This window comes from Kitasatospora brasiliensis (genome assembly GCF_032654805.1).
In the GTDB taxonomy this organism is placed as follows: Bacteria; Actinomycetota; Actinomycetes; order Streptomycetales; family Streptomycetaceae; genus Kitasatospora; species Kitasatospora brasiliensis.
The window spans coordinates 33,770-57,965 of the sequence record NZ_JAUOOW010000005.1; the positions used below are offsets into that span (position 1 = coordinate 33,770).

Below are 24,196 nucleotides of genomic sequence, written 5' to 3' on the forward strand. Positions count from 1 at the left end.
CGGAGCCCTACCTGAGGCCGAAACGGCGCCGCGCATCGGGCGGGAGCCGCGGGCCCGACGGCGGGCTCCCGATGGTCGGTTTCCGGTCGAGGCTCTCGTTCTCGGGCTCCGTTCTCGGGCTCCGTTCTCGGCTGCTGGTCCCGGCTTCCGATGCCCTATCGAATGTCCGACAGCTTGGCACGCAGCTGGAGCACGGACTTGGTGTGGATCTGACTCACCCGACTCTCCGTCACCCCCAGCACCTGTCCGATCTCGGCGAGGGTGAGCCCCTCGTAGTAGTAGAGCGTCACCACCGTCTTCTCCCGCTCGGGGAGGGTGTTCACCGCCTGGGCCAGCAGCCGGCGCAGCTCGCGGTCCTCGGCCACCTCGACCGGGTCGTCCGCGCCGTGGTCCTCCAGGGTGTCCATCAGGCTCAGCCGGTCGCCGCCCTCCCCCACCGGGTGGAGCAGCTCGTCCAGCGCCACCACGTTGGCGAGCGACAGTTGGCTGAAGATGGCGTGCAGGTCCTCGATCGCGATGCCCATCTCGGCCGCGACCTCGGGCTCGTGCGGCGTCCGACGCAGCCGGGCCTCCAGCGTCGCGTACGTCCGCTCGACCGCCTTCGCCTTCTGTCGCACCGAGCGCGGGATCCAGTCCAGGGCGCGCAGCTCGTCGATGATCGCGCCGCGGATGCGGCTGATCGCGTAGGTCTCGAACTTGATGGCGCGGTCGACGTCGAACTTCTCGATCGCGTCGATCAGCCCGAAGACCCCCGAGGAGACGAAGTCCGCCTGTTCGACGTTGGAGGGCAGACCGACCCCGACCCGACCCGCCACGTACTTGACGAGTGGTGAGTAGTGCAGGATCAGCTGCTCCCGCAGCCGCTGGTCTCCGGTCTCCTTGTAGGAGCGCCAGAGCTCTTCCAGCGCGGTACGCCCCTGCGCTGCGGCCTCCCGGGCGTCCTCCTGCCCCTGGTCGCCACCCGCCGCCCGTTCCCGCCGGAGCGGGGACACCGACGGGCCGAACGCCGAGGAGCCGAACGACCGGGCGGCAGCGCCCAGAGCTGGAGCGGTGCCGCCCAGAGCCGGGGCGGTGGCGCTCAGAGTCGGGGCGCTTCCGGGCGGACGGGGCGCGCCGGCCACGCCCGCGCCGGGGGGCACTCCGGCTGGCGCGGCAGCGGGCGCCCCGACGGGCGCTCCGGCGCTGTCGGCCGAGTCAGCCCCCTGGGCCGCTTCGGCTCCCCGGGCCGCATCAGCGGGCTGGCCCGGCACCGCCGGCCGGCCGCCCTGGCGTGACAGGCCTCCCATCGTCCCCGCCGACTTGGCCGGGAAGTCGGGCGCGGGGCGCCGCTCGGTCCGCGGCACTCCCGAGGACCGAGTGCCACCGGTCACCCTGTGTCCGGGAATGTGTGTGGGCATGCGTGGGTCTGCGCCGTTCTGCCGAGTCATGTGCTGATAGGGAAGGCATGTGGAGCGTAGCGTGACCGACTCACTGCGAAGCGCTACCGCCACTCGGTCGTCCCCCGATCCGGTGGCGTTCGCGCACCGGATCCGAGCAACGAGTGGAAGAACCGGATCAGCAGGTCAATCGGACGGCTCCGATGTGCGTTCCCTCGGCGCGAAGGTGTTCTCCGTTCCGGCGCCCTCACCTCCTCCGCACCACGCGCCAGTGCGCGCCGTGCCGCTCCACGTAGCCGAGCGAGCCCAACTCGTAGAGCCGTTGCAGGACTTCGTCCGGTGGGAACCCGGACTGCCGGGCCAGTCGCTCGACCGGGGCGCCCTCGGCCGCGGCCGGCACGGCCTCCAGCACTCGGGCCAGCGCCGGCTCCAGCAGGTCGCGCGGGAGCACCGGGCCGCTGCGCTGCGGCGCCAGGTCGTCCCCGATCGCCCCGATCAGCTCGGTGATCTCGGCGGCGTCGGTGACCAGGGTGGCACCGCCGCTGCGGATCAGGGCGTGCACCCCGGCGGAGAGCTCCGAGGTCACCGGGCCCGCGACGCCCATGGTGTGGCGGTTGAGGTCCCTCGCCCGTCTGGCCGTGCTCAGGGCGCCGCTGCGCACCGCCGCCTCGACCACCACCGTTCCCCGGGTGAGCGCCGCGATGACCCGGTTGCGGAGTACGAACCGGAAGCGGTTCGGGTGCTCCCCGGGCGGGAGTTCACTGACCAGCAGGCCCTGGACGCCGATCCGCCGGATGAGTTCGGCGTTGCCCTTCGGGTAGGCCACGTCGACCCCGCAGGCGAGCACGGCGGCCGTCATCCCGCCGACCGCGAGTGCCCCGCGGTGCGCGGCCGCGTCGATCCCGTAGGCCGCGCCGGAGACCACCGTCCAGCCGCGTTCGGCGAGTTGGGCCGCCAGCTCCCCCGCGACATGGGCGCCGTAGGCGGTGCAGGCTCGGGAGCCCACCACCGCGACCGAGCGGAGCGCGAGCAGCCGCAGCGAGCCGGTGCCCGTCACCCAGAGCCCGATCGGCCGCCCGTCGCCCAGGTCGTCGAGTTGACTGGGCCATTCCGTGTCCCCCGGAATGATGAACCGTCCACCGGCGTCCCGTACCCGTTTCAGGTCCATCCACGGATCCAGCCCCGGGAGCCGCGCCTGGTATCCAGCGAGCCGGGTGGTGTCCAGCCCGGGATGGTCGGGCACCGTTCCGTCCCGGATCGCCTGGACCACGTCGACGGCAGGGAGTTGGCGCAGCCACCGACCGACCATCGCGTCCCCCGGTTCGCTGAGCCGACCGAGCAGCACCCGGGCGAGGCGCTCGGAATCGGGCTCGTGGTCGGTGCCGGTGACGGTCTCGGCTCTGCGCGCACCGGGGATCCGGGGTTGCTCCAGCGCCTGGTTCATGCCTCGTCCTCCTCGTTCTTCCGCTGCTCGTGACGCGCCCCGGGCTTCTTGGACCTGCCGCCGTCCGGACCGCCGCGCTGCGTCGGGATGCCGCCGAGCCGGCCGAAGACCCGCTCGGTCAGCGGGAGTCCCTGCTCCACCCCGGTGCGCAGGACGAGGGCGGTGCGCACGTCCCGCTGGTCCGGCCGGTCGTGCCCGCCGAGGTCGGCGACCGTCCAGGCGACCCGGAGCACCCGGTCCAGGCCCCGGGCGGTCAGCAGCCCGCGTTCCAGCTGCCGCGCGACGTCGTTGAGCGCTCCGGACGCGAGCGGCCAGCGGGTGCGCAGTTCGTGGCCCGGCACCTCCGCGTTGGTCCGCCACGGGGTGTCCTCAAGCCGGGCCGCCGCCCGCTCCCGCGCGGCCAGCACCCGGGCCGCGACGGTCTCGGTGGTCTCCGCCGTGGTGTCCCGCTCCATGAGTTCGACCCTGGTCACCGGGGCCACCTGGACCTGGAGGTCGACCCGGTCCAGCAGCGGCCCGGAGAGCCGCCCCTGGTAGCGGCTGACCATGGTGGGAGTGCACTCACAGCCTTCGCCCCGCCGCGAGTACCGGCCGCACGGACAGGGGTTGGCTGCCAGGCAGAGCAGGAAGCGGGCCGGGAGCCGCAACGATCCGGCCGAGCGGGCGATCACCACCTCGCCCGACTCCAGCGGCTGGCGCAGCGCGTCGAGCACCCGGACCGGGAACTCCGGCGCCTCGTCCAGGAAGAGCACGCCCCGGTGCGCCAGCGAGACCGCCCCCGGTCTCGGCAGTCCGCTGCCGCCGCCGACGATCGCCGGCATCGTCGTGGAGTGGTGCGGGGAACAGTAGGGCGCCGTGTCGATCAACGGGCGCCCGGCCGGGAGCAGGCCCGCCACCGAGTGGACGGCGGTGACCTCCAGCGCCTCCTTCTGGGTCAGCGGTGGGAGCAGCGAAGGCAGTCGCTCCGCCAGCATCGTCTTGCCGGCGCCCGGCGGGCCCTTCAAGTAGAGGTGGTGTCCTCCGGCGGCGGCGATCTCCAGGGCTCGCCGGGCCTCGTACTGGCCGGCGACGTCGGCCATGTCCAGCCGGGCGGCCTTGTCGTCGGGCAGGCCCCGCACGCCCGCGCTGGGCAGCATCAGACCGGCCATCAGCGGATCCGGCCGTCCGGCGATCGAGTCGGGCGGCTCCTCCGGTGCCGCCACCCCGGTCAGGTTGGCGACGAGCTGGCGCAGGCTTCGGACGCCGATCACCGTCACCCCGGGGACGAGCGAGGCCTCGGGCGCCGTCTGCTCCGCGACCACGACCCGTTCGTAGCCGGCGTCGGCGGCGGCCAGCACCGACGGCAGGATCCCTCTGACCGGCCGCACCCGACCGTCCAGCCCCAGCTCGCCGATGATCAGCAGGTCGGCGATCGTGGAGGGATCGAGCCGCTCGGCGGCGGCCAGCACGGCGCAGGCCACCGCGAGGTCGAAGCCGCTGCCGCTCTTGGGCACCGAGGCGGGACTGAGGCCGACCGTCAGCTTGCGCTGCGGCCAGGCCTCGCCGCTGTTCACGACCGCGGCGCGGACCCGGTCGCGGGCTTCGGTGAGCGCCTTGTCGGGCAGGCCGACCAGGGTGAACGCGGCCACCCCGGGCTCCAGATCGGCCTGGACCTCGACGATCACTCCGTCGACGCCGACCAGCGCGACGGAACAGGTGCGGGCGAAGGCCATCTCAGACCACCCCCCGCAGGTGGTCGACCAGGGCCGCACCCCGCGCCCGGTTGACCACCGCGATCAGGTCGATCCGCACCCCGCCCGGTGGGGCGGGCGGCCACTGCGGATCGCTGGGCCCCGGGTCGTAACCGGGGCCGGCCAACCGGGCGAAGTGGCCGGGCCAGCGCTCGGCCATCCATCGTTCGGCCAGGCGTTGCAGTCGGGCGGCCTTGGCCTGGTCGATGGCCTCGGTGGGCTGCTGGAAGCCCCGCTCGGAGCGGGTCTTCACCTCGCAGACCGCCACGGTGTCACCGTCGAGGGCGACGATGTCCAGCTCGCCCTCGACGCAGCGCCAGTTGCGGTCGAGGATGCGGAGCCCGGCCTCCGCGAGTCGGCGGGCGGCGACCCGCTCCCCGTAGCGGCCGAGCCCCGTCCTGGTGCTGCGGTCCGGGATCGCCCGCGAGGCCTCCCCGGCTGCGGCCGTGTCCGGTACGGCCTGGTCCTGCGCGATGGTGTGCTGCATGGTGACCACCTCCGCTGAGGAGGCTGCACCAAAGTGCGCGACGGGGCCCGAGAATTCCCTTTCCCTGTGGATAACTCGGGCCTGTGGATAACTTTTGTCACCCGCAGGGGTGAGAAGACCCGTTTCCGCCGAATTCGGCTGGACAACTCGGGCCGGAGTCGTTCAACGTCAGTTCCCGAAGCCGGACTCGTCCGAGGGCAGCTCCAGATCGCTCTTCGCGAGTTCTTCGATGTTCACGTCCTTGAAGGTCAGCACCCGGACCTTGCGGACGAACCGAGCCGGCCGGTACATGTCCCAGACCCACGCATCCGCCATCGATACCTCGAAGAACACCTCGCCCTGGACCGAGTGCACCTGCAACTCGTAGTCGTTGGTGAGGTAGAACCGTCGCTCGGTCTCGATCACGTACTTGAACAGGCCGACGACGTCCCGGTACTCCCGGTAGAGCTTGAGCTCCATCTCGGTCTCGTACTTCTCGAGATCTTCGGCACTCATCCAGGCGTCCCCTCAACTTGTCGCGTCCACCCATTGTGGACCACCGCACCCACGGTCAGAGCCGTACCGGAGCCACCGGCGGGCCCTCGGCCAGCAGTCGTTCCAAGAAGTCCGCCAGACCGACCGGATAGACCGTCTCGGTGGTCCCCCTCAGTTCCTCGACCGTCCACCACCGCGCCGCGAGCAACTGGGCGTGCTCGTCCGCGCCCATGCCCGAGTGGTCCAGCCCCGTCTCCGTGGTCCGGGCCAGGTGGAACCACTGTTCCTGCTCGTAGCGCTGTCCCCGAAAGGAGAACGACACCGTGCCGTACCCCACCAAGGGCCCCAGGTCCACGCCCCGCAGCCCGGTCTCCTCGGCGAGCTCCCGTTCCGCGGCCGCTCGTACGTCCTCGCCCGCCTCCAAGCCGCCCCCGGGCGTGAACCACCACGTCGTTCCCGGGACGGCCGGGTCGGATCCGAGGAAGAGGAGGATGCGGTCCAGCCCGTCCAGCAGCAGGATCCGCGCCGCCTTGCGACGCTGTGCTGTCATGGCGGCGCTCCACACTCCTTCCGTTCGCATCGGTGGCGCTACCGATCCTGCCACCCGGCGCGGCCGTCCGGGGCGATGTTCGGCAGAGCGGCCCTCCGGGCGACGCTCCCGCTCAGGAGCTGCGCCCCCGGAGCCGGCGGGCCAGCCCCGCCACCCCGCCCACCGCCGAGGTCACGATGATCAGCACCGCGCCCGCAACGCTGGCGTAGGCGGCCGGCCCCAGCGGACCTGGCTGCGAGGCTTTGGGGCCCGCGAAGCCGTCGAAGTCGGTGACCCGGTCGAGCAGGCCCATCCTGCCGAAGGGCAGCACGGTGGCCTCAACCCTGGCCTCGACGGCGTCGGCCGGGACGGTCCCGCCGTCGACCTCCAAGTGGGTGCGGGAGTCGAGCGAGCCCACCCGGTTGTCGCCGAGCAGGAAGAGCCGCCCCTGTGGCACCGTCACGCTGAACGAGTCGCCCTGGCGGCCCTGCGTCGCGAGGTAGGGCTCGTTCACCGGCTGTCCGTTGACCGTCAGCCGGTGCTCGTCCCCGGTGGTGGCGACGGTGTCCCCGCCGACCGCGACCACCCGCTTGACCATGAGCTCGCCGCCCCAGGCCTGGTCCCGGAAGACCACCACGTCACCCCGCCCGATGTCACCGCCGCCGGCCTTGCGGGCGAGCACGGTGTCCCCGGCGCGCAGCGTCGGGTGCATCGAAGCGGTCGGGATGCTGTACGGCCGGTAGTCGACCGCGATGAGGGCGAAGCCGCCGATCATCAGCACCAGTCCGAGTGCCAGCGCGACGCCTTGGAGCACCGCGGCGGGCCGACGGTCGCCACGGGCGGGCGCGGCCTGCTGGTCAGCCGTCTGCTCCACGACACTGCTCATCGACACCGTCCACCTCTGGCCGACCGGAGAACACCACTGGCACGCCGGGGGCACGGGCGGAAAAGCCGACGGGCCGTGGCACGTCCGAGCAGATTACTCGTCGGTACCACGGCCCGCGCAAGAGCCGGAGACAACCCGGTGGAACTCAGGACTCCTGGCGGCGCTCCGCCCGACCCCGCACCCGGCGCACCAGCGGAAGAAGGGCGACAGCCCCCACCGCACCCGCCGCGGGGGGCGCCAGTGGCGCGGCCGCCGCCAGGCCCTTCTGGTCGAAGGTGTCCGGCACCGGCAGCGTCGACCAGTGGTTGACCGGCCAGGCGACCACGAAGGCGCGCCCGATCACGTTGTCCACCGGAACGGTGCCGCCGCCCGGCTGGTCCATGTGGAAACGGGAGTCCAGCGAGTTGGCCCGGTGGTCGCCCATCACCCAGATCCGGTCCTTGGGCACCTTGACCGGTCCGAAGGGATGGTCTCCGCAGGGGGTGTTGCCCTGGTAGATGTACGGCTCGTTGAGCACGACACCGTTGACCTTGACCGGCCCCTCGCCCTCGCACTCGACGGTGTCCCCGCCGACCGCGATGACCCGCTTGATCAGGTCCTTCTCGTTGGCGGAGGGCATCAGGCCGACGAAGCTCAGCACGTCCTGCACACCGCGGACGAAGGAGTTGCTGCTCTGCTGGGTCGGCTCGTCGTTCAGCCAGCCGCCCGGATCGTGGAACACCACGACCTCGCCGCGCTCGGGCTCGGCCCCGAACCACGGGGTCAGCTTGTCCACCAGGACCCGGTCGCCGACCTGCAACGTGTTCTGCATCGATTCCGACGGAATGGAGAACGCCTGGACGAAGAAGGTCTTGATCACCAGCGCGAGGACCAGCGCGATGCCGACCAGGATCGGCAGTTCCTTCCAGAACGAGCGCTGCTTGCGCGGCTTGTGCGAAGCCTCCGACTCCGATCCGTCCGCGGGCTCGGGTTCCGCGTGCGAGAAGTTCGGGGGGTCCTCCGAGCCGGCGCCGCCCTGTCCGTCGGCGGCATGGGCCGCCGCGTCCTCAGCCGAGGCCGAGGAGGCCGCGGACTCGGCGGACCGGTCCGCCCGACGGCCTGAGCCCTCGGGCTCTCCGGCGCCTGAGCGGGCGCCGATCACCAAATCCCCCACAACGTCTCCTCCCTGCTGTGCGGACGCCCGCGCGCCCGCGCTCAGAGTGCCGCACAGCGGGCACCACGCTCGCCAGGACCATGAACGCCTCAGGGCTGCCCACCGCGGGCTCTCCTGACACCACCACAGCCTCGGCTCGCGACCGGAACCACTCCCGGCCGCACCTGCACTTCTCTATCACTCCAAGGCATCCGGCTCGCGGTCCCACACGCGAGGTCCGGCCGGTCGGCGGTCCGCGCGGCTCACTCCGGAGGCTGCCCCGGCCGACGAACGACGAGCGGAAGGATGCCCAACACACCCATAACGAGCGGAGGTTCCGCAGGAACCGGCCCAACGAGCGCCGGTTCCAACCAAGTTCCGCCGGCCTGCGGAGTCCGGGCGAGAGAGGAGAGTGAACTCGGCGCATCGAGTTGATGGAAGCGGTCCAGCGGCCAGGCGATCACGAACGCCCGGCCGACCACGTCGCTCACCGGAATCGTCCCCTGTCCCGGATTGCCCATGTGGAAGCGGGAGTCGGCGGAGACGTCCCGGTGGTCGCCCATGACCCACAACCGCCCCTGCGGCACCTGCACTTTGAAGGTCTGGCGGGACGGCGGGTTGCCGGGCGAGAGGTACGGCTCGTCCATCGGATGGCCGTTGACGCTGAGGCGCCCCTGCGCGTCGCAGCACTCGACGCTGTCCCCGCCGACGCCGATCACCCGCTTGATGAGGTCCTGCTCGTTGTCGGAGGGCAGCAGTCCGACGAAGGTCAGCACCTGCTTGGCCGCACCCGGCACCGGGCCGTCGTGGGACGGCTTGCGATCGCGCTCCAACCAGCCGCCCGGGTCCTTGAACACCACCACGTCGCCGCGCTGCGGCTCACTGCCGAACCAGGGGGTCAGCTTGTCCACCAGTACCCGGTCCCCGATCCGGATGGTCTGCTCCATCGAACCCGAGGGGATCACGAACACCTGGATCAGGAAGGTCTTCATCACCAGCGCCACCAACAGGGCCACCAGGATGATCAGCGGCACCTCGCGCACCAGCGAGCGTTTGCGCCGCCGGACCGCCCTGCGGGCACTGCGCCGGCGCTCGGCCCGGCCGCGCCCCGTCCGCCCGGAAACGCCCCCACCCGCTCCGCCGCCTCCTTCCGTCCGGGTGCCGACCGCGCCGTCTTCCTCCGTGCTCCCGACGACCCCGCCTCCGACGCCCACGCCCTCGACGGCAGGAGGGTCGGCGAGCCGCCCCCTACCTCTGCTCCCCATGACCGCCCGTCCCCGCAGTCGCGGCGAAGGCCGCGGGCCGGTCCAGGCTGGTCCAGCGCGAGAACGGGTAGACCAACCAGTCCGCCCGACCGATCACCCTGCCCTCGGGCACGAAGCCGCCACCGGGTTCGCCGAGGTGGTCGCGGGAGTCCCGGGAGGCGCCGCGGTGGTCGCCCATCACCCAGAGCTTGCCAACCGGCACGACGACGTCGAAGGCCACGCTCGATGGGTCGTCGCCCGGCGACAGGTAGGCGGTCTCGTCGATCGGCACACCGTTGACGGTGATCGGTGCGCCCGGGCCGGTGCTGGTCACCCGGTCCCCGCCGACGCCGATCACGCGCTTGACGTAGATGGTGTTCCCGGCCGGTGCCAGCCCGAGGTCCTGGGCGAACGAATGCAGGCCGTCCCAGAAGTCGGCCGGCTTCATCGGCTTCTGGAAGAAGGAGCCCGTCCCGTCGAAGACCACGACGTCGCCCCGCTGGGGGTGACCACCGAAGGCGTAGGCGAGCTGGTTGGCGACCAACCGGTCGCCCGGACGCAGTGTGTCCTCCATCGACCCGGAGGGCACCGAGAACGGACGCGCGACGAAGGCGTTCACCAGCAGCAGGGCAGCCAGGCAGATCCCGACCAAGAGCAGCAGGTCCCACGAACGGGAGCGCTCGGGCTCCTCGTCCTGGCCGTCCGGGCCGCCCTCGCCGCCCTCGCCGTCCCCGCCGCCCTCGCCGTCCCCGCCGTCCCCGCCGTCCCCGCCGCCATCATCGGAGCGGTCAGCCTGCTCCGGCCCCTCCGCCCCTTCCGACCCCTCGGGACCCCTGGGCCCCTCGGGCACCCCGACGCCCCCGGAAACGACCGCGGACCGCGTCGGCGAGTCCGCACCGGTGGGTGCGGGACTGCCGTCGCGGTCCGCGGGTGGTTCGTGCGTGCTCATCGGGGGGTGAGCTTACCTTGCGGCCGTTCGGCCCCCTCAGAGCGTTCCGATCCCCCGGCGAGGCCGGGGGCCGGTGGATCAGCGGTCGCGCTTCTCCTTGATCTTCGCGGCCTTGCCGCGGAGGTCACGCAGGTAGTACAGCTTGGCGCGGCGAACCGCACCGCGGGTCACGACCTCGATCTTCTCGACGACCGGGGTGTGCACCGGGAAGGTACGCTCCACGCCGACGTTGAAGCTGACCTTGCGAACGGTGAAGGTCTCGCCGACACCGGCGCCGTGGCGACGGATGACGACGCCCTGGAAGACCTGGACACGGGAGCGGTTGCCCTCGATGACCCGGACGTGGACCTTCAGGGTGTCACCGGCGCGGAAGGCCGGGATGTCGGTGCGCAGCGAGGCCGCGTCGACAGCAGCGAGCTTGTTGCTCATGTTGCTCTCCATCGCAGGCGCCACGGGCCGCCCACGGAAAATCGTCACAATGGGGTTTGCTGCGGGCCGCATCGGCTGACGACGATCCCCCCGTGGCGGGGGCGCCGGTCCACGTGCCCCCTACGGAAGGGAGCCAGCGACAGACAACAGCCGCCTATTCTTCCACATCACCGGCTTCGGGCCGAAATCGGCCGAGCCGTTCGTCCCAGGCCAGACCGAGGATGCTCAGCGCCTCGCGCTCCTTCTTGTCGAAGGCGCCGTACTGCCAGCGCTCGACCAGGTCGGGCCGGTTCGCCAGGGTCCGGGCGAAGGCCTGCTCGCGCCGCCAGCGGGCGATCTTGCCGTGGTTGCCACTGAGCAGCACGTCCGGCACCGTCCGGCCACGCCACTCGGCGGGCTTGGTGTAGACCGGGCCCTCCAGCAGGTCGGCCATCGCGCCCGGCGCGAAGGAGTCGTCGCGGTGGGACTCGGCGTTGCCGAGCACCCCGGGCAGCAGCCGGGCGATCGCCTCGACCATCACCAGTACCGCGACCTCGCCGCCGGCCAGCACGTAGTCGCCGATCGAGGCCTCGACCACCGGCATGCGGGTGGCCGCCTCCTCGATCACCCGGCGGTCGATGCCCTCGTACCGCGCGGGGGTGAAGGCCAGCCAGGGGCGCCCGGCCAGCTCCTGGGCGAGCTCCTGGGTGAACGGGCGCCCGCTCGGGGTCGGCACGACCAGCGTGGGCACCTGCCCCTCCGGTCCGGCGGCGACCACCGCGTCCAGCGCCTCGCCCCACGGCTCGGGCTTCATCACCATGCCGGGGCCGCCGCCGTACGGGCTGTCGTCCACCGTGCGGTGCACGTCGTGGGTCCAGGAGCGGAGGTCGTGGACGTGCACGTCCAGCTGGCCGCGGGCTCGGGCCTTGCCGACCAGCGAGACGTCCAGCGGCTCCAGGTACTCGGGGAAGATCGTGACGACGTCGATCCGCATGCCGCTCTGCACGCCACTCGACGCGACGCCGCTCGCCCCGGCACCACTCGACGCGACGCCGCTCGCCCCGGCGCCGTCAACCGCCTCGACGCTCTCCACCATCTCGGCGCTCTCCCCGCCGGTCACTCCGACTCCTCCGAACCCGCGGCGGGCTCGGCCGAGGAGGTCCCCGCGACCTCGGCCTGCTCCAGGTCGATCAGCCCGGCCGGCGGGGTGATCACGGCGCGCTGGTTCTCCAGGTCGATGGTCGGCACGATCTGGCTGACGAAGGGCACCAACACCTCCGTCCCGTCGGCCTTCTTGACCGTGAGCAGGTCCTGGTACGGCAGGTGGACGACCTCGGTCAGCTCGCCGACCAGGGTGCCGTCCAGCAGCACCACGTCCAGGCCGATCAGCTGGTGGTCGTAGTACTCCTCCGGATCCTCCGGGCTCTCCTCCGGGTCGACCTCGGAGATGAGCAGGGTGCCGCGGAGGGCCTCGGCCGCGTTGCGGTCCTTGACGCCGGCGAAGCGCAGCAGCAGTCGGCCGCTGTGCACCCGCCCGGACTCGACGGTCAGCGGTCCGGCCGATGCGGGGTCGGTGAGGACGACGGCACCCGGGCCGAGCCGGAGTTCCGGCTCATCGGTGCGGACCTCGACACTGACGTCCCCCCTGATGCCGTGGGCACGGCCGATCCTGCCGACGACGAGCTGCACGGTGATCGTTCTCCTGGAGTTCCTGAGCCGAAACGAAAAGCAACGGACTACGAAGCAGTACGAAGCGGTGCGCCACGCAGCGACGGGCTGCGAAGCAACCGACTACGAAGCAATGGTGCGACGAAGCCATGATGCGAGGGAAATGCGAACGGAAACGCGAAAGGCCGACCGGGACGACATGCGTCCCGGTCGGCCTCACAAGCCCTGACGGCTGAACGAGCAGCAGCGTCAGCGAATGTTGTCCACGTCGACCAGGTCGACCCGGACGTTGCGACCGCCGAGGGCGCCGACCACGGTGCGCAGTGCGCGCGCCGTACGGCCACCCCGGCCGATCACCTTGCCGAGGTCATCGGGGTGCACTCGCACCTCGATGGTGTTACCCCGACGCAGGTTGCGCGAGCGCACCTGCACCTCGTCGGGGTGCTCGACGATGCCCTTCACCAGGTGGTCGAGGGCGTCCTCGATCACGATCAGGCCTCGGCGGCGGCGTCGGCCTCGGCCTCGGCCTTGTCCGACTTCTTGGCCTTCGGGGTGATGGCGACACCGGTGGTGGCGTCCTCGAAGCCGGCGACGGCCTTCGCGAACAGGTGCGAGAAGTCCTCGACCTTCGGCTCGGCGACCTTCAGCGGCTCCGGAGCCGGCAGGCCCTTGAACTTCTGCCAGTCGCCGGTCAGCTTCAGGATGGCGAGCACCGGCTCGGTCGGCTGGGCGCCGACGGACAGCCAGTACTGGGCGCGGTCGCCGTCGACCTCGATCTTCGAGGGGTTGTAGGTCGGCTGGTAGATGCCGATCTCCTCGATCGCGCGACCGTCACGCTTGGTGCGGGCGTCGGCGACGACGATGCGGTAGTGCGGGGAGCGAATCTTGCCGAGACGCTTGAGCTTGATCTTGACTGCCACGGGAGTGGATTCTCCTGGTGTTGACGTGGGTGAGCGGGCTCGCCATCGCGTGGGGTTGCGGGGCGGACCGTTCAAGGGACACGCCAGCCGTAGGAGAGAGGGGTCCTGCTCGGCTGCCGAGTACTCAGCTGTCCATTCTGCCACACCGGCGAGAACCGCCTGCACGCGGGACCGGGCACCCGGTCAGAGCTCGACCGGGAGCCCCCGCTCCCGGTCCAACCCGAAAACATCACCGCTGTCCTGCTGTACCGCTCACTCCGGCCGGACCGCTGCCCGCACAGCAGCCCGCCGGGACGACGACCACCTACGCGATCTTGAACGGCTGCTGGCACGCGCCACAGACGATGGACGCCTGCGCGAGCACCGACGGAACGACCCGGACGTTGCGACCGCAGCCGCAGACCGCCTTGACCCGCACGCCGCCCCCGGAGGAGCCGTGCCGGGCCGCCGGGCCGCGGAAGGCGCGCGTCGAGCCTTCACCGGCCACCGCCTCCTGGTGCGCCCCGAGGGCACGGTCCAGGCGTTCGATGGTGTCGGCGTACCGCTCCTGGGTCTCCTTGAGCATGGTCACCTGAGAGAAGCCGCTGCTGGCGTGCGGCTCGATCGGGTGCGCCAGGCCCAGCTCGGAAGCGAGCATCAGGAAGCGTCGGTTGTGGTAGCGGCCGGCCCGCGAGGTGTCCCGGATGTCCCGGGCCGCGGCCAGACCGTGGGCGGCCTCGTGGAGGAGGCGCTCGAAACCGAGTCGCGTCCCGCAGGCCGAGGAGGATTCCCCGATCAGGGCCTCGGGCGAAGCGAGGTCGGGGAGATCCTGGTGGTGGGCCTGGATGTCGCTCCAGGCGGCGGCCAGTTCGGCCGCGAGAACGAGGGGCTGTGTCGTGCTCACGCTAGACCAACGATGGAGTGCGAGCCGATGTTCCGCATGTTCCCGTTCCCGGGGAATTCACAGCGAACTCCCAGGAATGCGCAGCCGCGCGCGAATTGCGCGTTCCGGATCTGACGCAAGACCAACCCCCTGCCGGTTTCGGCCCGTCGCGACGTCGGCGGGCCTGGTGAAATTCCGTCCGGGGAGCGGGCTGTCGCCACCCAGGACGTACGGCCCGTGGGGCCTGCCGGATTGACAGGGCCACGGGCCGTACACCGTACCGCTATTCCGTTAATACCGGGAGTTGACCGGCCAGTAGGGATGTCCGCCGCCGAGACGGCCTCCGGAAGAGTTACCGGATTCTTACCCATCCGCATTCCGGGCAAATGTCTCCGGCCTCAACGGAGCCTGCCATTACCGGGCACCACGGAAGTCCGACGGACCCCCGCGGACGCCCGACGGACACCCCCGGAAGTCCGGCGGACACCCGCGGACGCCCGAGGAACGCCCATCGGGCCCCCACCGGGCCCCGCCAGGCCCCGGACGAAGGTCAGTACGCCCGGGCGACGATCGCGATGTTGCCGTCCTGGTCGTCCGACTCCGGCACCGAACCGTCGGCCGCGACGATGCAGCGCACCGTGACGCCCTGCTCGGCCAGCTTGGCCTCGCCCTCCGCGCCCAGGTCGGCCCAGGAGATCCGGCCCCAGCCGGTCGCGGCGGCCTCGATGGCCTCGTCGATGGTCTTGACGTCCACCGTGCGGGACTCGCGGCGCTCGCGGGACTGGCGCAGCAGCAGCGCCTGGTCCTCCTCCAGGACGCCCGGGAGCAGCGCGGCCAGGGCGTCGATGGAGACCGGCTCCTTGCCGCCCGGGATGCGGCGGGCCAGCATCGCGGTGCCGTTCTCCAGGTCGCGCGGGCCGACCTCGATGCGCAGCGGAACGCCCTTGAGCTCCCAGTCGACGGCGCGGCGGCCGAACGGGGTGTCGGTGCGGTCGTCGACCACGACCCGGATGCCGACGGCCTCCAGCGCGGCGCCGATCTCACGGACCTTGGCGATGACGGCGTCGTCGCCCTTGATCGCGAGCACGACGGCCTGGACGGCGGCCAGACGCGGGGGCACCCGCAGGCCGTTGTCGTCGCCGTGGGACATGATCAGGCCGCCGACCATGCGGGTCGAGACGCCCCAGGAGGTCTGCCAGACGTGCTCGCGCTCGGCACCCTGGAGCTGGTAGGTGGTGTTGAACGCCTTGGCGAAGTTCTGGCCCAGCTCGTGGCTGGTGCCCATCTGGAGCGCCTTGCCGTCACCCATCATGCCTTCGAGGGTGAGGGTGTTGATGGCGCCGGCGAAGCGCTCCTTGGCGGTCTTGCGGCCGAGCACGACGTCGATGCCGAGCACGTTGGTCATGAAGTCGCCGTAGACCTGGGTGTGGATCATCGACGCGTACGCGCGGGCGTCCTCGTAGGTGGCGTGGGCGGTGTGGCCCTCCTGCCAGAGGAACTCGGTGGTGCGCAGGAAGACGCGCGGGCGCAGCTCCCAACGGACCACGTTGGCCCACTGGTTGATCAGCAGGGGCAGGTCGCGGTGGCTCTGCACCCACTTCGAGAAGTACTCGTTGATGATCGTCTCGGAGGTCGGCCGGACGACGACCGGCTCCTCCAGCTGCTTGCCGCCACCGTGGGTGACCACCGCGAGCTCGGGGGCGAAGCCCTCGACGTGCTCGGCCTCCTTGGTGAGGTAGGACTGCGGGATGAACATCGGGAAGTAGGCGTTCTGCGCGCCGGCCTTCTTGATCCGCGCGTCCATCTCCTGCTGCATCCGCTCCCACAGGCCGTAGCCGTACGGTCGGATGACCATGGTGCCGCGCACCGGACCGTTGTCGGCCAGCTCGGCCTTGTTGATGAGGTCCTGGTACCAGCGCGGGAAGTCTTCCGCCTGAGGGGTGAGAACGGGTGCCTTAGCCATGGGGCGAATGGTACGGGGCACGGGCCCCCGGTTTCGAATCGGTATCACCGGGTGGGGGCGCACCACCGCGACACGGGCGCACCACCCTGCACCCCTCTGGACGCCGGGCCCGACCCGCTGTTCGCTGGTGTGGGGCGGGACTTTGGGGGAGCCGTAGCAGCACACCGAAGGACCGGATGGGAGGCCGCGATGGCTTCAGCTCGGACGACCGGCACGACCGCAGGCCTGACAGGCGCAGGGCCGACGACCGCACGCCTGACGGGCGCGGGGCCGACGGGCGCGCGCCCGCACCACCCGCAGCCCGGGGCCGCCCGGTCCGCGCGGGCGCGTGACTGGGCGGAGATCCAGGAACGCATGCTGGTGCCGCTCTACGAGGCGGTCTACGACCGGCTGGAGGTCGGCCCGGCGAGCAGTGTGCTGGGCCTGGGCTGCCGGTCCGGACTGGCGCTGCTGCTCGCGGCCGCCCGGGGCGCCCAGGTCGCCGGGCAGGAGCCCCGGGACGAGCTGCGCGAGCTGGCGCACGGCCGTCGGCTGCGGGTGTGCGCCGGGGCCCGGACGGCCGCCGCCGTCCCCCGGCCGGCCCATTCCCTGGTGACGGTTTTCGAGCAGTTGCCGGGCGCCGCCGACGCCCTCCCGATGGTCGCCGAGGCCGCCCGGCTCACCCTCCCGGGCGGGCAGGTGGTGCTGGCCGCCTGGGGCCCGCCGGAGCGCTGCGAGAGCGCCCCGGTGCTGGACGTGGCCCGACGGAGGGCTGGCCGGACCACCGCGTGGGACCCGTTCGAGCTGAGCGCGCCCGGCGCGCTGGAGGACCTGCTCGCCCCGGCCGGACTGCGCCCGGCCGGCAGCGGCCGGGTGAGCTGCCCGTTCGCCTACCCGGATCTCGACAGCGCGGTGCGCGGTCTGCTCTCCACCGGCCTGTTCGAACCGGCCGAGGAGTTCTCCGGCGCCTCGCTGGTGGCCAAGGAGCTGGAGGAGGCGCTCCAGCCGCACCTGCGGGCGGACGGCTCGGTGCGGATGGAGAACCTGTTCCGCTACCTGGTCGCCGAGCGCCCACGCTGAGCACCCGCACCGAGCATCTGCACCGAGCACCCGCACCGAGCGAAGCGACAGGGCACAAAACCGGGGGCGCCCGCCGTCATGGCGAGCGCCCCCGGCACCCTGCTTCACGCCCGGTCGATCGACTTCCCGCCGTCCTCCCCGGAACCCGAGGCGTCCCCGTCCGAGGCGTCCCCGTCCGAGGCGTCCCCGTCCGCGGAGTGCTCGTCCGCGGAGTGCTCGTCCGAAGAACCGTCCCGAGGCACCCCCGCCGCCCGGTACGCCGCCGCCTCGTCCAGCGTCTCCGCCTCCAGCAGCGCCGCCGCCAGCGCGTCCAGCCGGTGCCGCTGCTCGGTCAGGATCCGCACCGCGTCGCCGTAGCACTCGGCCACGATCCGCCGGGCCTCCTCGTCCACCGCGTCCAGCGTGGTCGGCGCGGCGGAGAGCCCGTACGCGCCCTGCGGGTCGGAGGGCACCGCGGTGAGCCGGCCGACCCGCTCGCTCATCCCCCAGCGCCCGGCCATCCCGCGGGCGATGTTGGTGACCTGCTCCAGATCGCTCTCCGCGCCGGTGGTGATCACCCCGTAGACCACCTGCTCGGCCGCCATTCCGCCGAGCGCGCCGATGATCCGGCCGCGCAGGTAGGGCTCGGTGTACGAGTAGCGGTCGTTCTCCGGGGTGGAGAGGGTGACGCCCAGCGCCCGGCCGCGCGGCACGATGGTGATCTTGCGGACCGGGTCCGCGCCGGGCTGGAGCATGCCCAGCAGCGCGTGCCCGCTCTCGTGGTACGCCGTCCGCTCGCGCTCCTCCTGCGGCATCACCAGCGGCCGTACGGCGCCGAGCTGGACCTTCTCCAGGGCGTCCGAGAGGTCCCGCTCGTTGACCGCGTCCTGCTGGCGCTTGACGGCCAGCAGCGCGGCCTCGTTGACCAGGTTGGCGAGTTCGGCGCCGGTCATCCCGGGCGTGACCTTGGCCAGCTGGTTGAGGTCGGCGTCGCCGGCCAGCGGGACGCTGCGGCTGTGGATGCGCAGGATCGCGGCGCGGCCCTCCCGGTCGGGCGGGCTGACGGTGATCCGCCGGTCGAAGCGGCCGGGGCGCAGCAGCGCCGGGTCGAGCACGTCCGCCCGGTTGGTCGCGGCGATCACGATGACGCCCTCGGAGCCGGTGAAGCCGTCCATCTCGGTGAGGATCTGATTGAGGGTCTGCTCGCGCTCGTCGTGCCCGCCCATGCCGCCGCCCGCGCCGCGCTGGCGTCCGATGGTGTCGATCTCGTCGATGAAGATGATCGCCGGGGCGACCTTGCGGGCCTCCGCGAACAGTTCGCGGACCCGGCTGGCGCCGACGCCGACGATCATCTCGATGAACTCGGAGGCGGAGGCGGAGAAGAACGGCACGTCCGCCTCGCCGGCCACGGCTCGGGCCAGCAGGGTCTTGCCGGTGCCGGGCGGGCCGCTCAGCAGCACCCCGCGCGGCATCTTGGCCCCGAGCTTGCGGTACCGCTCGGGGTTCTTCAAGTAGTCGACCACCTCGGTGAGTTCGGCCTCGACCTCGTCGATGCCGGCCACGTCGGCGAAGGTGGTGCGCTTGCCTTGCTCGGCGGTGACCGGCTTGGGCGGGGCCTTGCGGCCGAGCGGCCCGCCGCCGAGTCCGCCGGCCATCCGGCGGGCGAGCATCACCCAGATGAAGACCAGCAGCAGCATCGGGGCGAGCGAGAGCAGCAGGTTGGTGAGGAAGCTGCGCTGCTGGACCGGCGAGGTGGCGGTGACCTCGACGCCCTGCTGCTGGAGGGTGCTCCACAGGTTGTCGCCCGCGAAGGACGGCCGCTGGGTGTCGAATTCGGTGTAGTCGCCCTTGCCGCCGTCGGGCTTGGGCTGGGCGGTCTTGAGGGTGCCCTCGATCGCGTCGCCCTTGGCGTAGATCTTGGTGATGTTGCCCTTGTTCAGCTGGTGGTTGAACTCGGTGTACGAGATCGTGGTGGCACCGGCGGGGCCGAAGAAGGACAGCAGCAGGTCCGAGATCAGGAACACCACGAGGGCGGTGAGGGCGAGGCCCACCCACCCGCCGGGCATCCGGCGCTTGGGTGGTGGCGGGGGCGGAGCGCCCTCCGAGCGCCATGGCTGGTCGGGAGTCTGACGCGGCGGCACGGGTTCGGTCACCCATCGGACAATACGGACAGGCGCTCGGACGAGCCAATCGCAACGCCGCTCCCGAGCCCCCGTACGGCCGCGCCGACCCCTCTCACCAGCGGCTATCCACCGGTGGCTACACCGCCGCGTCCGGCCACTCCTCGGCGGTCAGCGCGAACCGCTCGTGGTCGCGCCACTCCCCCTGGAGGAACAGCATCCGCGGGGAGAAGCCCTCGTGCCGGAAGCCGAGCCGCTTGGCCATCGCGATCGAGCGCTCGTTGTCGGGCTGGACGTTGATCTCCAGCCGGTGCAGCCCCAGCCCGTCGGCCGACTGCGGGGCGAAGCAGCGGTCCAGGATCAGCCGCATGCCCTCGGTCATCCGCCCGGTGCCGTTGAACGGGAGGTACGAGTCGTAGCCCAGCGAGGCGTTGCAGAACCGGCCCATCACGATGTTGGCGACGTTCACCTTGCCGACCATGCCGCCGGTCTCCCGGTCGATGATCAGGAAGGTGTGCAGGCCCGAGCCCTGGCGCTTCAGCAGGTCTGCCAGTCCGTCCGGCTCGACCGGGTTCCACTGTCCGATGTGGTCGGCGGACCGCCGGACCGCCTCGGCGTACGCGGCCGTGTCCCCGGCTTCCGGGGTCCTGATCATCACTCGCATGCCCCCATCATCGGACACGCGATCGGCCCGCCGCCCGGAAACACCGAACGACGGGCCGATCAAAATCGATCAAGGCCGATCGGGATCAATCAGAGATCGACCACCACGAACCTGCTCAAGGACTACAGCATGTCCTTGAACTCCTTGGGCAGCTCGAAGTCGGCCGGGCCCTTGCCCGCACCGAGGCCGAACGCGCCGCCGTCCGCCGGGCCCTGGCCGGCGCCCGGGCCGAGCGCGCGGCGCTCGGCGGCCGCGGCCTCCTCCTGCGCGCGCTTCAGCGGGTTGCCGCTCTTGCGCTTGCCCTTGGCCTGCGGGGCCTTCTTGCCGGACTTCTTCGCGCCGCCGCCCATGCCCGGGATCCCCGGCATGCCGGGCATGCCCTTGCCGGAGGCCATCGCGGACATCATCTTGCGGGCGTCGAAGAACCGCTCCACCAGGTTCTTCACCTCGCCGACCTGGACGCCCGAGCCCTTGGCGATGCGGGCCCGGCGGGAGCCGTTGATCAGCTCCGGCTCGGCACGCTCGGCCGGGGTCATCGACTTGATGATCGCGCCGACCCGGTTGACGTCCTTGTCGTCGATGTTGTTGATCTGCTCCCGGATCTGGCCCATGCCGGGCAGCATGCCGAGCAGCTTGGAGATCGAGCCCATCTTCTGGACCTGCTCCAGCTGGGACAGGAAGTCGTCCAGGGTGAACTGCTTCGGGCCGCCGCGCAGCTTGGCGGCGATCTTCTCCGCCTCGGCCTGCGAGAAGGTCTGCTCGGCCTTCTCGATCAGCGAGAGGACGTCACCCATGCCGAGGATGCGCGAGGCCATCCGGTCCGGGTGGAAGGCGTCGAAGTCGTCGACCTTCTCGCCGTTGGAGGCGAACATGATCTGGCGGCCGGTGACGTGCGCGACCGACAGGGCGGCACCACCGCGGGCGTCGCCGTCGAGCTTGGACAGCACCACACCGGTGAAGTCGACGCCGTCGAGGAAGGCCTGCGCGGTGGTGACCGCGTCCTGGCCGATCATCGCGTCGACGACGAACAGGACCTCGTCCGGGTTCACCGCGGCGCGGATGTCGGCGGCCTGCTGCATCAGCTCGGCGTCGATGCCCAGGCGGCCGGCGGTGTCGACGACGACGACGTCGTACTGCTTCTGCTTGGCGTACTCGATCGAGTCCTTGGCCACCTGCACCGGGTCGCCGACGCCGTTGCCCGGCTGCGGACCGTAGAAGGCCACGCCGGCGCGCTCGGCGACCACCTGGAGCTGGTTCACCGCGTTGGGGCGCTGGAGGTCGCAGGCGACCAGCAGCGGGGTGTGCTTCTGCGTCTTCAGCCAGTGGCCGAGCTTGCCCGCGAGGGTGGTCTTACCGGCACCCTGGAGACCGGCGAGCATGATCACCGTCGGGCCGTTCTTGGCGAACCGCACCCGGCGGGTCTCGCCACCGAGGATCGCGATGAGCTCCTCGTTGACGATCTTGATGATCTGCTGTGCCGGGTTCAGCGCGCCGGAGACCTCGACGCCGAGCGCCCGCTCCTTGACCTGCTTGATGAAGGCCCGGACGACCGGCAGCGCGACGTCCGCCTCCAGCAGCGCGATGCGGATCTCGCGGGCCGTGGCGTCGATGTCCGCCTCGCTCAGGCGGCCCTTGCCCCGAAGGTTCTTGAACGTCGCTGCGAGGCGATCGGAAAGGGTGTCGAACACGTCGTCGCGGGTCCTCTACGGCATCGGTATCGGTACGGTCGTCGCTCCCCAGGGTATCCGGCCGCCCCGGGTACGGTCTCCACCCCGGTCGGAACCCCGCTCTTCCCCCGTACGACAGACCGCCGGACCACCCCTCAGCCCAGCGCCGCCCGGACCGCCGCCGCCACCTCCGCCGACCGCCCGGCGGTCAGCGGACGGCCCGCCGCGTCCGTCAGGTAGAACGAGTCGACCGCCTCCGCGCCCAGCGTGGAGACGTGCGCGGTGCGCACCCGGACGCCCGCCCCGTCCAGCGCCCGACCGATCCGGTGCAGCAGCCCGGGGGCGTCGTGCGCGCGGACCTCCAGCACGGTCGCGCTCGCCGAGGCCGCCGCGGGCGCCACCGCGACCAGCGGCGGCGGGGTGGGGATGCCCCTGCGGCGCGGGGCGGCGGCGTCCCGCTCGGCGAGGCGGCGGGTGACGTCCAGCGAACCGTCCAGCGCCCGGCGCAGGTCGGCCCGCAGCCGGGCCGCCTCCGGCAGCTCGCCGTACTCGGCCGCCACCCGCCAGGACAGCAGCAGCACCGGACCGGCCCCGACCGGGTCCAGCTCGCGCAGGCCGGCCGAGCGGACGGCCAGCCGGTGCAGCGCGAGCACCCCGGCGGCGGTGCCGAGCAGCCCGGGACGGTCCGGGACCGCCAGGTCCAGCTCGACACCCATCGGCCCGACACCCATCGGCCCGACGCCCATGAGCCCGCCGCTGAGCCCGCCGCCCGGCGCCGCCCCCTCGGCCCGGGCCCGCAGCGACAGCGCCGGCTGCCCCGTCCGGGCCGCCTCGGCCGCGAGCCGCTCCTGCTCGGCGGTCGGCGCCGTCTCCACCGGCGGGGCGCCGTCCCCGGCCAGCCGGTCGGCCACCCGGGCCACCAGGCCGTCCACCAGCGAGGCCCGCCAGCCGCTCCACGCGGCCGGGCCGGTGGCCAGCGCGTCCGCCTCGGTGAGCGCGTGCAGCAACTCCAGCTCCGACAGCGTGCCGACCGCCTTGGTGATCGCTTCGACGGTGGCCGGGTCGTCCGGGTCGCGCCGGGTCGCGGTGTCCATCAGGGCCAGGTGGTGGCGGACCAGCACCGCCAGCGTCTGGGTGTCCTCGGGGCCGAAGCCCATCCGCGGGCCGAGGTCGCGGACGATCACCTCGCCGACCGCGCTGTGGTCCCCCGGCCAGCCCTTGCCGATGTCGTGCAGCAGCGCGGCGACCAGCAGCAGGTCCGGCCGCGCCACCCGGCGGGTCATCGCGGCGGCCCGTACCGCGGTCTCCACCAGGTGCCGGTCCACCGTCCAGCGGTGCACCGCGTTGCGCTGCGGACGGCAGCGCACCCGCTCCCAGTCCGGCAGCAGCCGGCGGACCAGCCCCTGCGTCTCCAGCGCCTCCCACACCGGGACGGCCGGCTCCCCCGCGCCCAGCAGGGTGACCAGCTGCTCGCGCGCCTCGTCCGGCCAGGGCACCGGCAGCGGGCGGCACTCGGCGGCCAGTCGGCGCACCGTCGCGTCCGAGAGGGTCAGCCCGTTCTGCGCGGCGGCGGCCGCGGCGCGCAGCGGCAGCACCGGGTCGGCGGCCGGGCGGGCGCCACGGGCGAGCACCGCCTCGCCGTCCTGCTCGACCACGCCCTCGGCGAGCGGACGCCGCTCGACGGCCCCCCGGCCGCCGCCCGAACCCCGGCCGCCGACCGGGAACGGGACGCCCGGCCCGCGCGCCCGCCGGCCCCGGCGGTTGCGGGCGGCGAGCACCTGGTCCACCGCCCGCCAGGTGACGTCGCCCGCGTACGCGATGGTGCGGGCGGCCTCGTAGACCCGGCGCAGCAGGATGTCGGCGTCCAGCACCCCGAGCCGCTCGGCGACCTGGTCCTGGTCCTGGAGGCCGAGCCGGTCGGTGGCCCGGCCGGTGACCAGGTGCAGGGCGTCCCGCACGTCGGCGAGCCACCGCGCGGCGGCGTCCAGGCCGTCCCTGGGCGCGTCGGCCAGCCAGGTCGCGGCGATCGCGTCCAGCACCACGACGTCGCGCAGGCCACCGCGGGCCTCCTTGAGGTCGGGCTCCAGCAGGGAGGACAGCTCGCCCTGCTGTTCGGCCCGCGCGCGGCCCAGCTCGCGCAGCTCGGGCAGGCGCGCGGGGGCGTTCGCCCGCCAGTCGGCGAGCACCGCGGCGCGCAGCGCCTGGGTGAGCGCCTGGTCCCCGGCGAGGTGGCGGGCGTCCAGCAGGCCGAGCTGGGCCTTGAGGTCGGCGGCGGCCACCGAGCGGGCCTCGGCGACGGTGCGCACCGCGTGGTCGAGCCTGGCGCCCGCGTCCCAGACCGGGTACCAGATCCGCTCGGGCAGCTCCCGGGCGATCGGGCCGTCGTGCAGCAGCAGGACATCCAGGTCGCTGCGCGGGGACAGCTCGCCGCGCCCGTAGCCGCCGACGGCGACCAGCGCGACGCCCGACGGCGGGGCGCCGGACGCGGTGAGCAGCCCGGCCAGCCAGCCGTCGGTGAGCCGGGCGAGCGCCTGTCGGCGCGGGCGGCCGACCGGCCCGGGGCCGGCCAGCAGGGCGGCGCGGGCGGCGGCGTGACCGGCAGTGGCGAAAGGGTCGGTCTCGGCGGCCATGCGCG

Annotated in this window: 22 protein-coding genes; 1 reads left to right on the forward strand and 21 read right to left on the reverse strand. The window is 72.5% G+C overall.

The window, feature by feature from the left end:
• Positions 1 to 155 precede the first annotated feature (155 nt).
• The 17 genes from whiG to proS all read right to left on the reverse strand — a co-directional run bounded on the left by whiG (position 156) and on the right by proS (position 16,072).
• Positions 156 to 992, reverse strand: a complete 837-nt coding sequence (gene whiG / locus QWJ13_RS19795; RefSeq protein WP_316526064.1) for an RNA polymerase sigma factor WhiG — start codon at positions 990 to 992, stop codon at positions 156 to 158.
• 631 nt (positions 993 to 1,623) lie between these two features.
• Entirely contained in the window at positions 1,624 to 2,820 is a 1,197-nt protein-coding gene (gene dprA, locus QWJ13_RS19800; protein WP_316526066.1) for a DNA-processing protein DprA, read from the reverse strand.
• Positions 2,817 to 4,532, reverse strand: a complete 1,716-nt coding sequence (locus tag QWJ13_RS19805) for a YifB family Mg chelatase-like AAA ATPase (protein ID WP_316526067.1) — start codon at positions 4,530 to 4,532, stop codon at positions 2,817 to 2,819. The genes dprA and QWJ13_RS19805 overlap by 4 nt, the downstream gene beginning before the upstream one ends.
• 1 nt (position 4,533) lies before the next feature.
• On the reverse strand, positions 4,534 to 5,037 hold the full coding sequence (locus tag QWJ13_RS19810) for a YraN family protein (protein WP_316526068.1): 504 nt from the start codon (positions 5,035 to 5,037) through the stop codon (positions 4,534 to 4,536).
• Between the two features lie 168 nt (positions 5,038 to 5,205).
• Positions 5,206 to 5,532 carry a DUF2469 domain-containing protein gene (locus QWJ13_RS19815; protein ID WP_030056781.1) on the reverse strand — a complete coding sequence of 109 codons (327 nt, stop codon included), beginning with the start codon at positions 5,530 to 5,532 and terminating at the stop codon, positions 5,206 to 5,208.
• Positions 5,533 to 5,587: 55 nt separating this feature from the next.
• Complete coding sequence (locus QWJ13_RS19820) at positions 5,588 to 6,061, reverse strand: NUDIX hydrolase (protein WP_316526070.1); 474 nt, start codon at positions 6,059 to 6,061, stop codon at positions 5,588 to 5,590.
• 112 nt (positions 6,062 to 6,173) lie between these two features.
• Positions 6,174 to 6,926 (reverse strand): signal peptidase I, encoded by a 753-nt coding sequence (gene lepB / locus QWJ13_RS19825; RefSeq protein ID WP_316526071.1) that lies wholly within the window; start codon positions 6,924 to 6,926, stop codon positions 6,174 to 6,176.
• Positions 6,927 to 7,071: 145 nt separating this feature from the next.
• Positions 7,072 to 8,079: a signal peptidase I gene (gene lepB, locus QWJ13_RS19830; RefSeq protein WP_316526072.1), complete on the reverse strand. Its 1,008-nt coding sequence runs from the start codon at positions 8,077 to 8,079 to the stop codon at positions 7,072 to 7,074.
• A gap of 242 nt (positions 8,080 to 8,321) precedes the next feature.
• Positions 8,322 to 9,323 carry a signal peptidase I gene (lepB, locus tag QWJ13_RS19835; protein ID WP_316526073.1) on the reverse strand — a complete coding sequence of 334 codons (1,002 nt, stop codon included), beginning with the start codon at positions 9,321 to 9,323 and terminating at the stop codon, positions 8,322 to 8,324.
• Complete coding sequence (gene lepB / locus QWJ13_RS19840; RefSeq protein ID WP_316526075.1) at positions 9,307 to 10,251, reverse strand: signal peptidase I; 945 nt, start codon at positions 10,249 to 10,251, stop codon at positions 9,307 to 9,309. The genes lepB (QWJ13_RS19835) and lepB (QWJ13_RS19840) overlap by 17 nt, the downstream gene beginning before the upstream one ends.
• Before the next feature lie 78 nt (positions 10,252 to 10,329).
• Positions 10,330 to 10,680, reverse strand: coding sequence for a 50S ribosomal protein L19 (rplS, locus tag QWJ13_RS19845; protein WP_030243502.1), 351 nt, complete (start codon positions 10,678 to 10,680; stop codon positions 10,330 to 10,332).
• 154 nt (positions 10,681 to 10,834) lie between these two features.
• Positions 10,835 to 11,653 (reverse strand): tRNA (guanosine(37)-N1)-methyltransferase TrmD, encoded by an 819-nt coding sequence (trmD, locus tag QWJ13_RS19850; protein WP_316526685.1) that lies wholly within the window; start codon positions 11,651 to 11,653, stop codon positions 10,835 to 10,837.
• Positions 11,654 to 11,775: 122 nt separating this feature from the next.
• Entirely contained in the window at positions 11,776 to 12,348 is a 573-nt protein-coding gene (rimM, locus tag QWJ13_RS19855; protein ID WP_316526076.1) for a ribosome maturation factor RimM, read from the reverse strand.
• Between the two features lie 228 nt (positions 12,349 to 12,576).
• Complete coding sequence (locus QWJ13_RS19860; protein ID WP_030056773.1) at positions 12,577 to 12,816, reverse strand: RNA-binding protein; 240 nt, start codon at positions 12,814 to 12,816, stop codon at positions 12,577 to 12,579.
• A 2-nt stretch (positions 12,817 to 12,818) separates the two neighbouring features.
• The gene (rpsP, locus tag QWJ13_RS19865; RefSeq protein WP_188307073.1) at positions 12,819 to 13,247 is read right to left on the reverse strand and encodes a 30S ribosomal protein S16; all 429 of its coding nucleotides are present in this window, start codon (positions 13,245 to 13,247) and stop codon (positions 12,819 to 12,821) included.
• Between the two features lie 304 nt (positions 13,248 to 13,551).
• On the reverse strand, positions 13,552 to 14,130 hold the full coding sequence (locus QWJ13_RS19870; protein ID WP_316526077.1) for a hypothetical protein: 579 nt from the start codon (positions 14,128 to 14,130) through the stop codon (positions 13,552 to 13,554).
• A gap of 529 nt (positions 14,131 to 14,659) precedes the next feature.
• A complete protein-coding gene (proS, locus tag QWJ13_RS19875) occupies positions 14,660 to 16,072 on the reverse strand; it encodes a proline--tRNA ligase (RefSeq protein WP_316526078.1) in 1,413 nt (470 codons plus the stop codon).
• 354 nt (positions 16,073 to 16,426) lie between these two features.
• Between proS and QWJ13_RS19880 the strand changes: the two genes are divergently transcribed.
• A complete protein-coding gene (locus QWJ13_RS19880) occupies positions 16,427 to 17,131 on the forward strand; it encodes a class I SAM-dependent methyltransferase (RefSeq protein ID WP_316526079.1) in 705 nt (234 codons plus the stop codon).
• Positions 17,132 to 17,235: 104 nt separating this feature from the next.
• Here the strand turns inward: QWJ13_RS19880 and ftsH are convergent, their stop codons facing one another.
• The 4 genes from ftsH to QWJ13_RS19900 form a co-directional block, all read right to left on the reverse strand.
• Complete coding sequence (gene ftsH / locus QWJ13_RS19885) at positions 17,236 to 19,263, reverse strand: ATP-dependent zinc metalloprotease FtsH (protein ID WP_316526080.1); 2,028 nt, start codon at positions 19,261 to 19,263, stop codon at positions 17,236 to 17,238.
• A 106-nt stretch (positions 19,264 to 19,369) separates the two neighbouring features.
• Entirely contained in the window at positions 19,370 to 19,894 is a 525-nt protein-coding gene (locus QWJ13_RS19890) for a GNAT family N-acetyltransferase (protein ID WP_316526081.1), read from the reverse strand.
• Between the two features lie 122 nt (positions 19,895 to 20,016).
• Complete coding sequence (gene ffh, locus QWJ13_RS19895; RefSeq protein WP_316526082.1) at positions 20,017 to 21,582, reverse strand: signal recognition particle protein; 1,566 nt, start codon at positions 21,580 to 21,582, stop codon at positions 20,017 to 20,019.
• Between the two features lie 134 nt (positions 21,583 to 21,716).
• Positions 21,717 to 24,191, reverse strand: coding sequence for a [protein-PII] uridylyltransferase (locus tag QWJ13_RS19900; protein ID WP_316526083.1), 2,475 nt, complete (start codon positions 24,189 to 24,191; stop codon positions 21,717 to 21,719).
• Between the last annotated feature and the right edge of the window lie 5 nt (positions 24,192 to 24,196).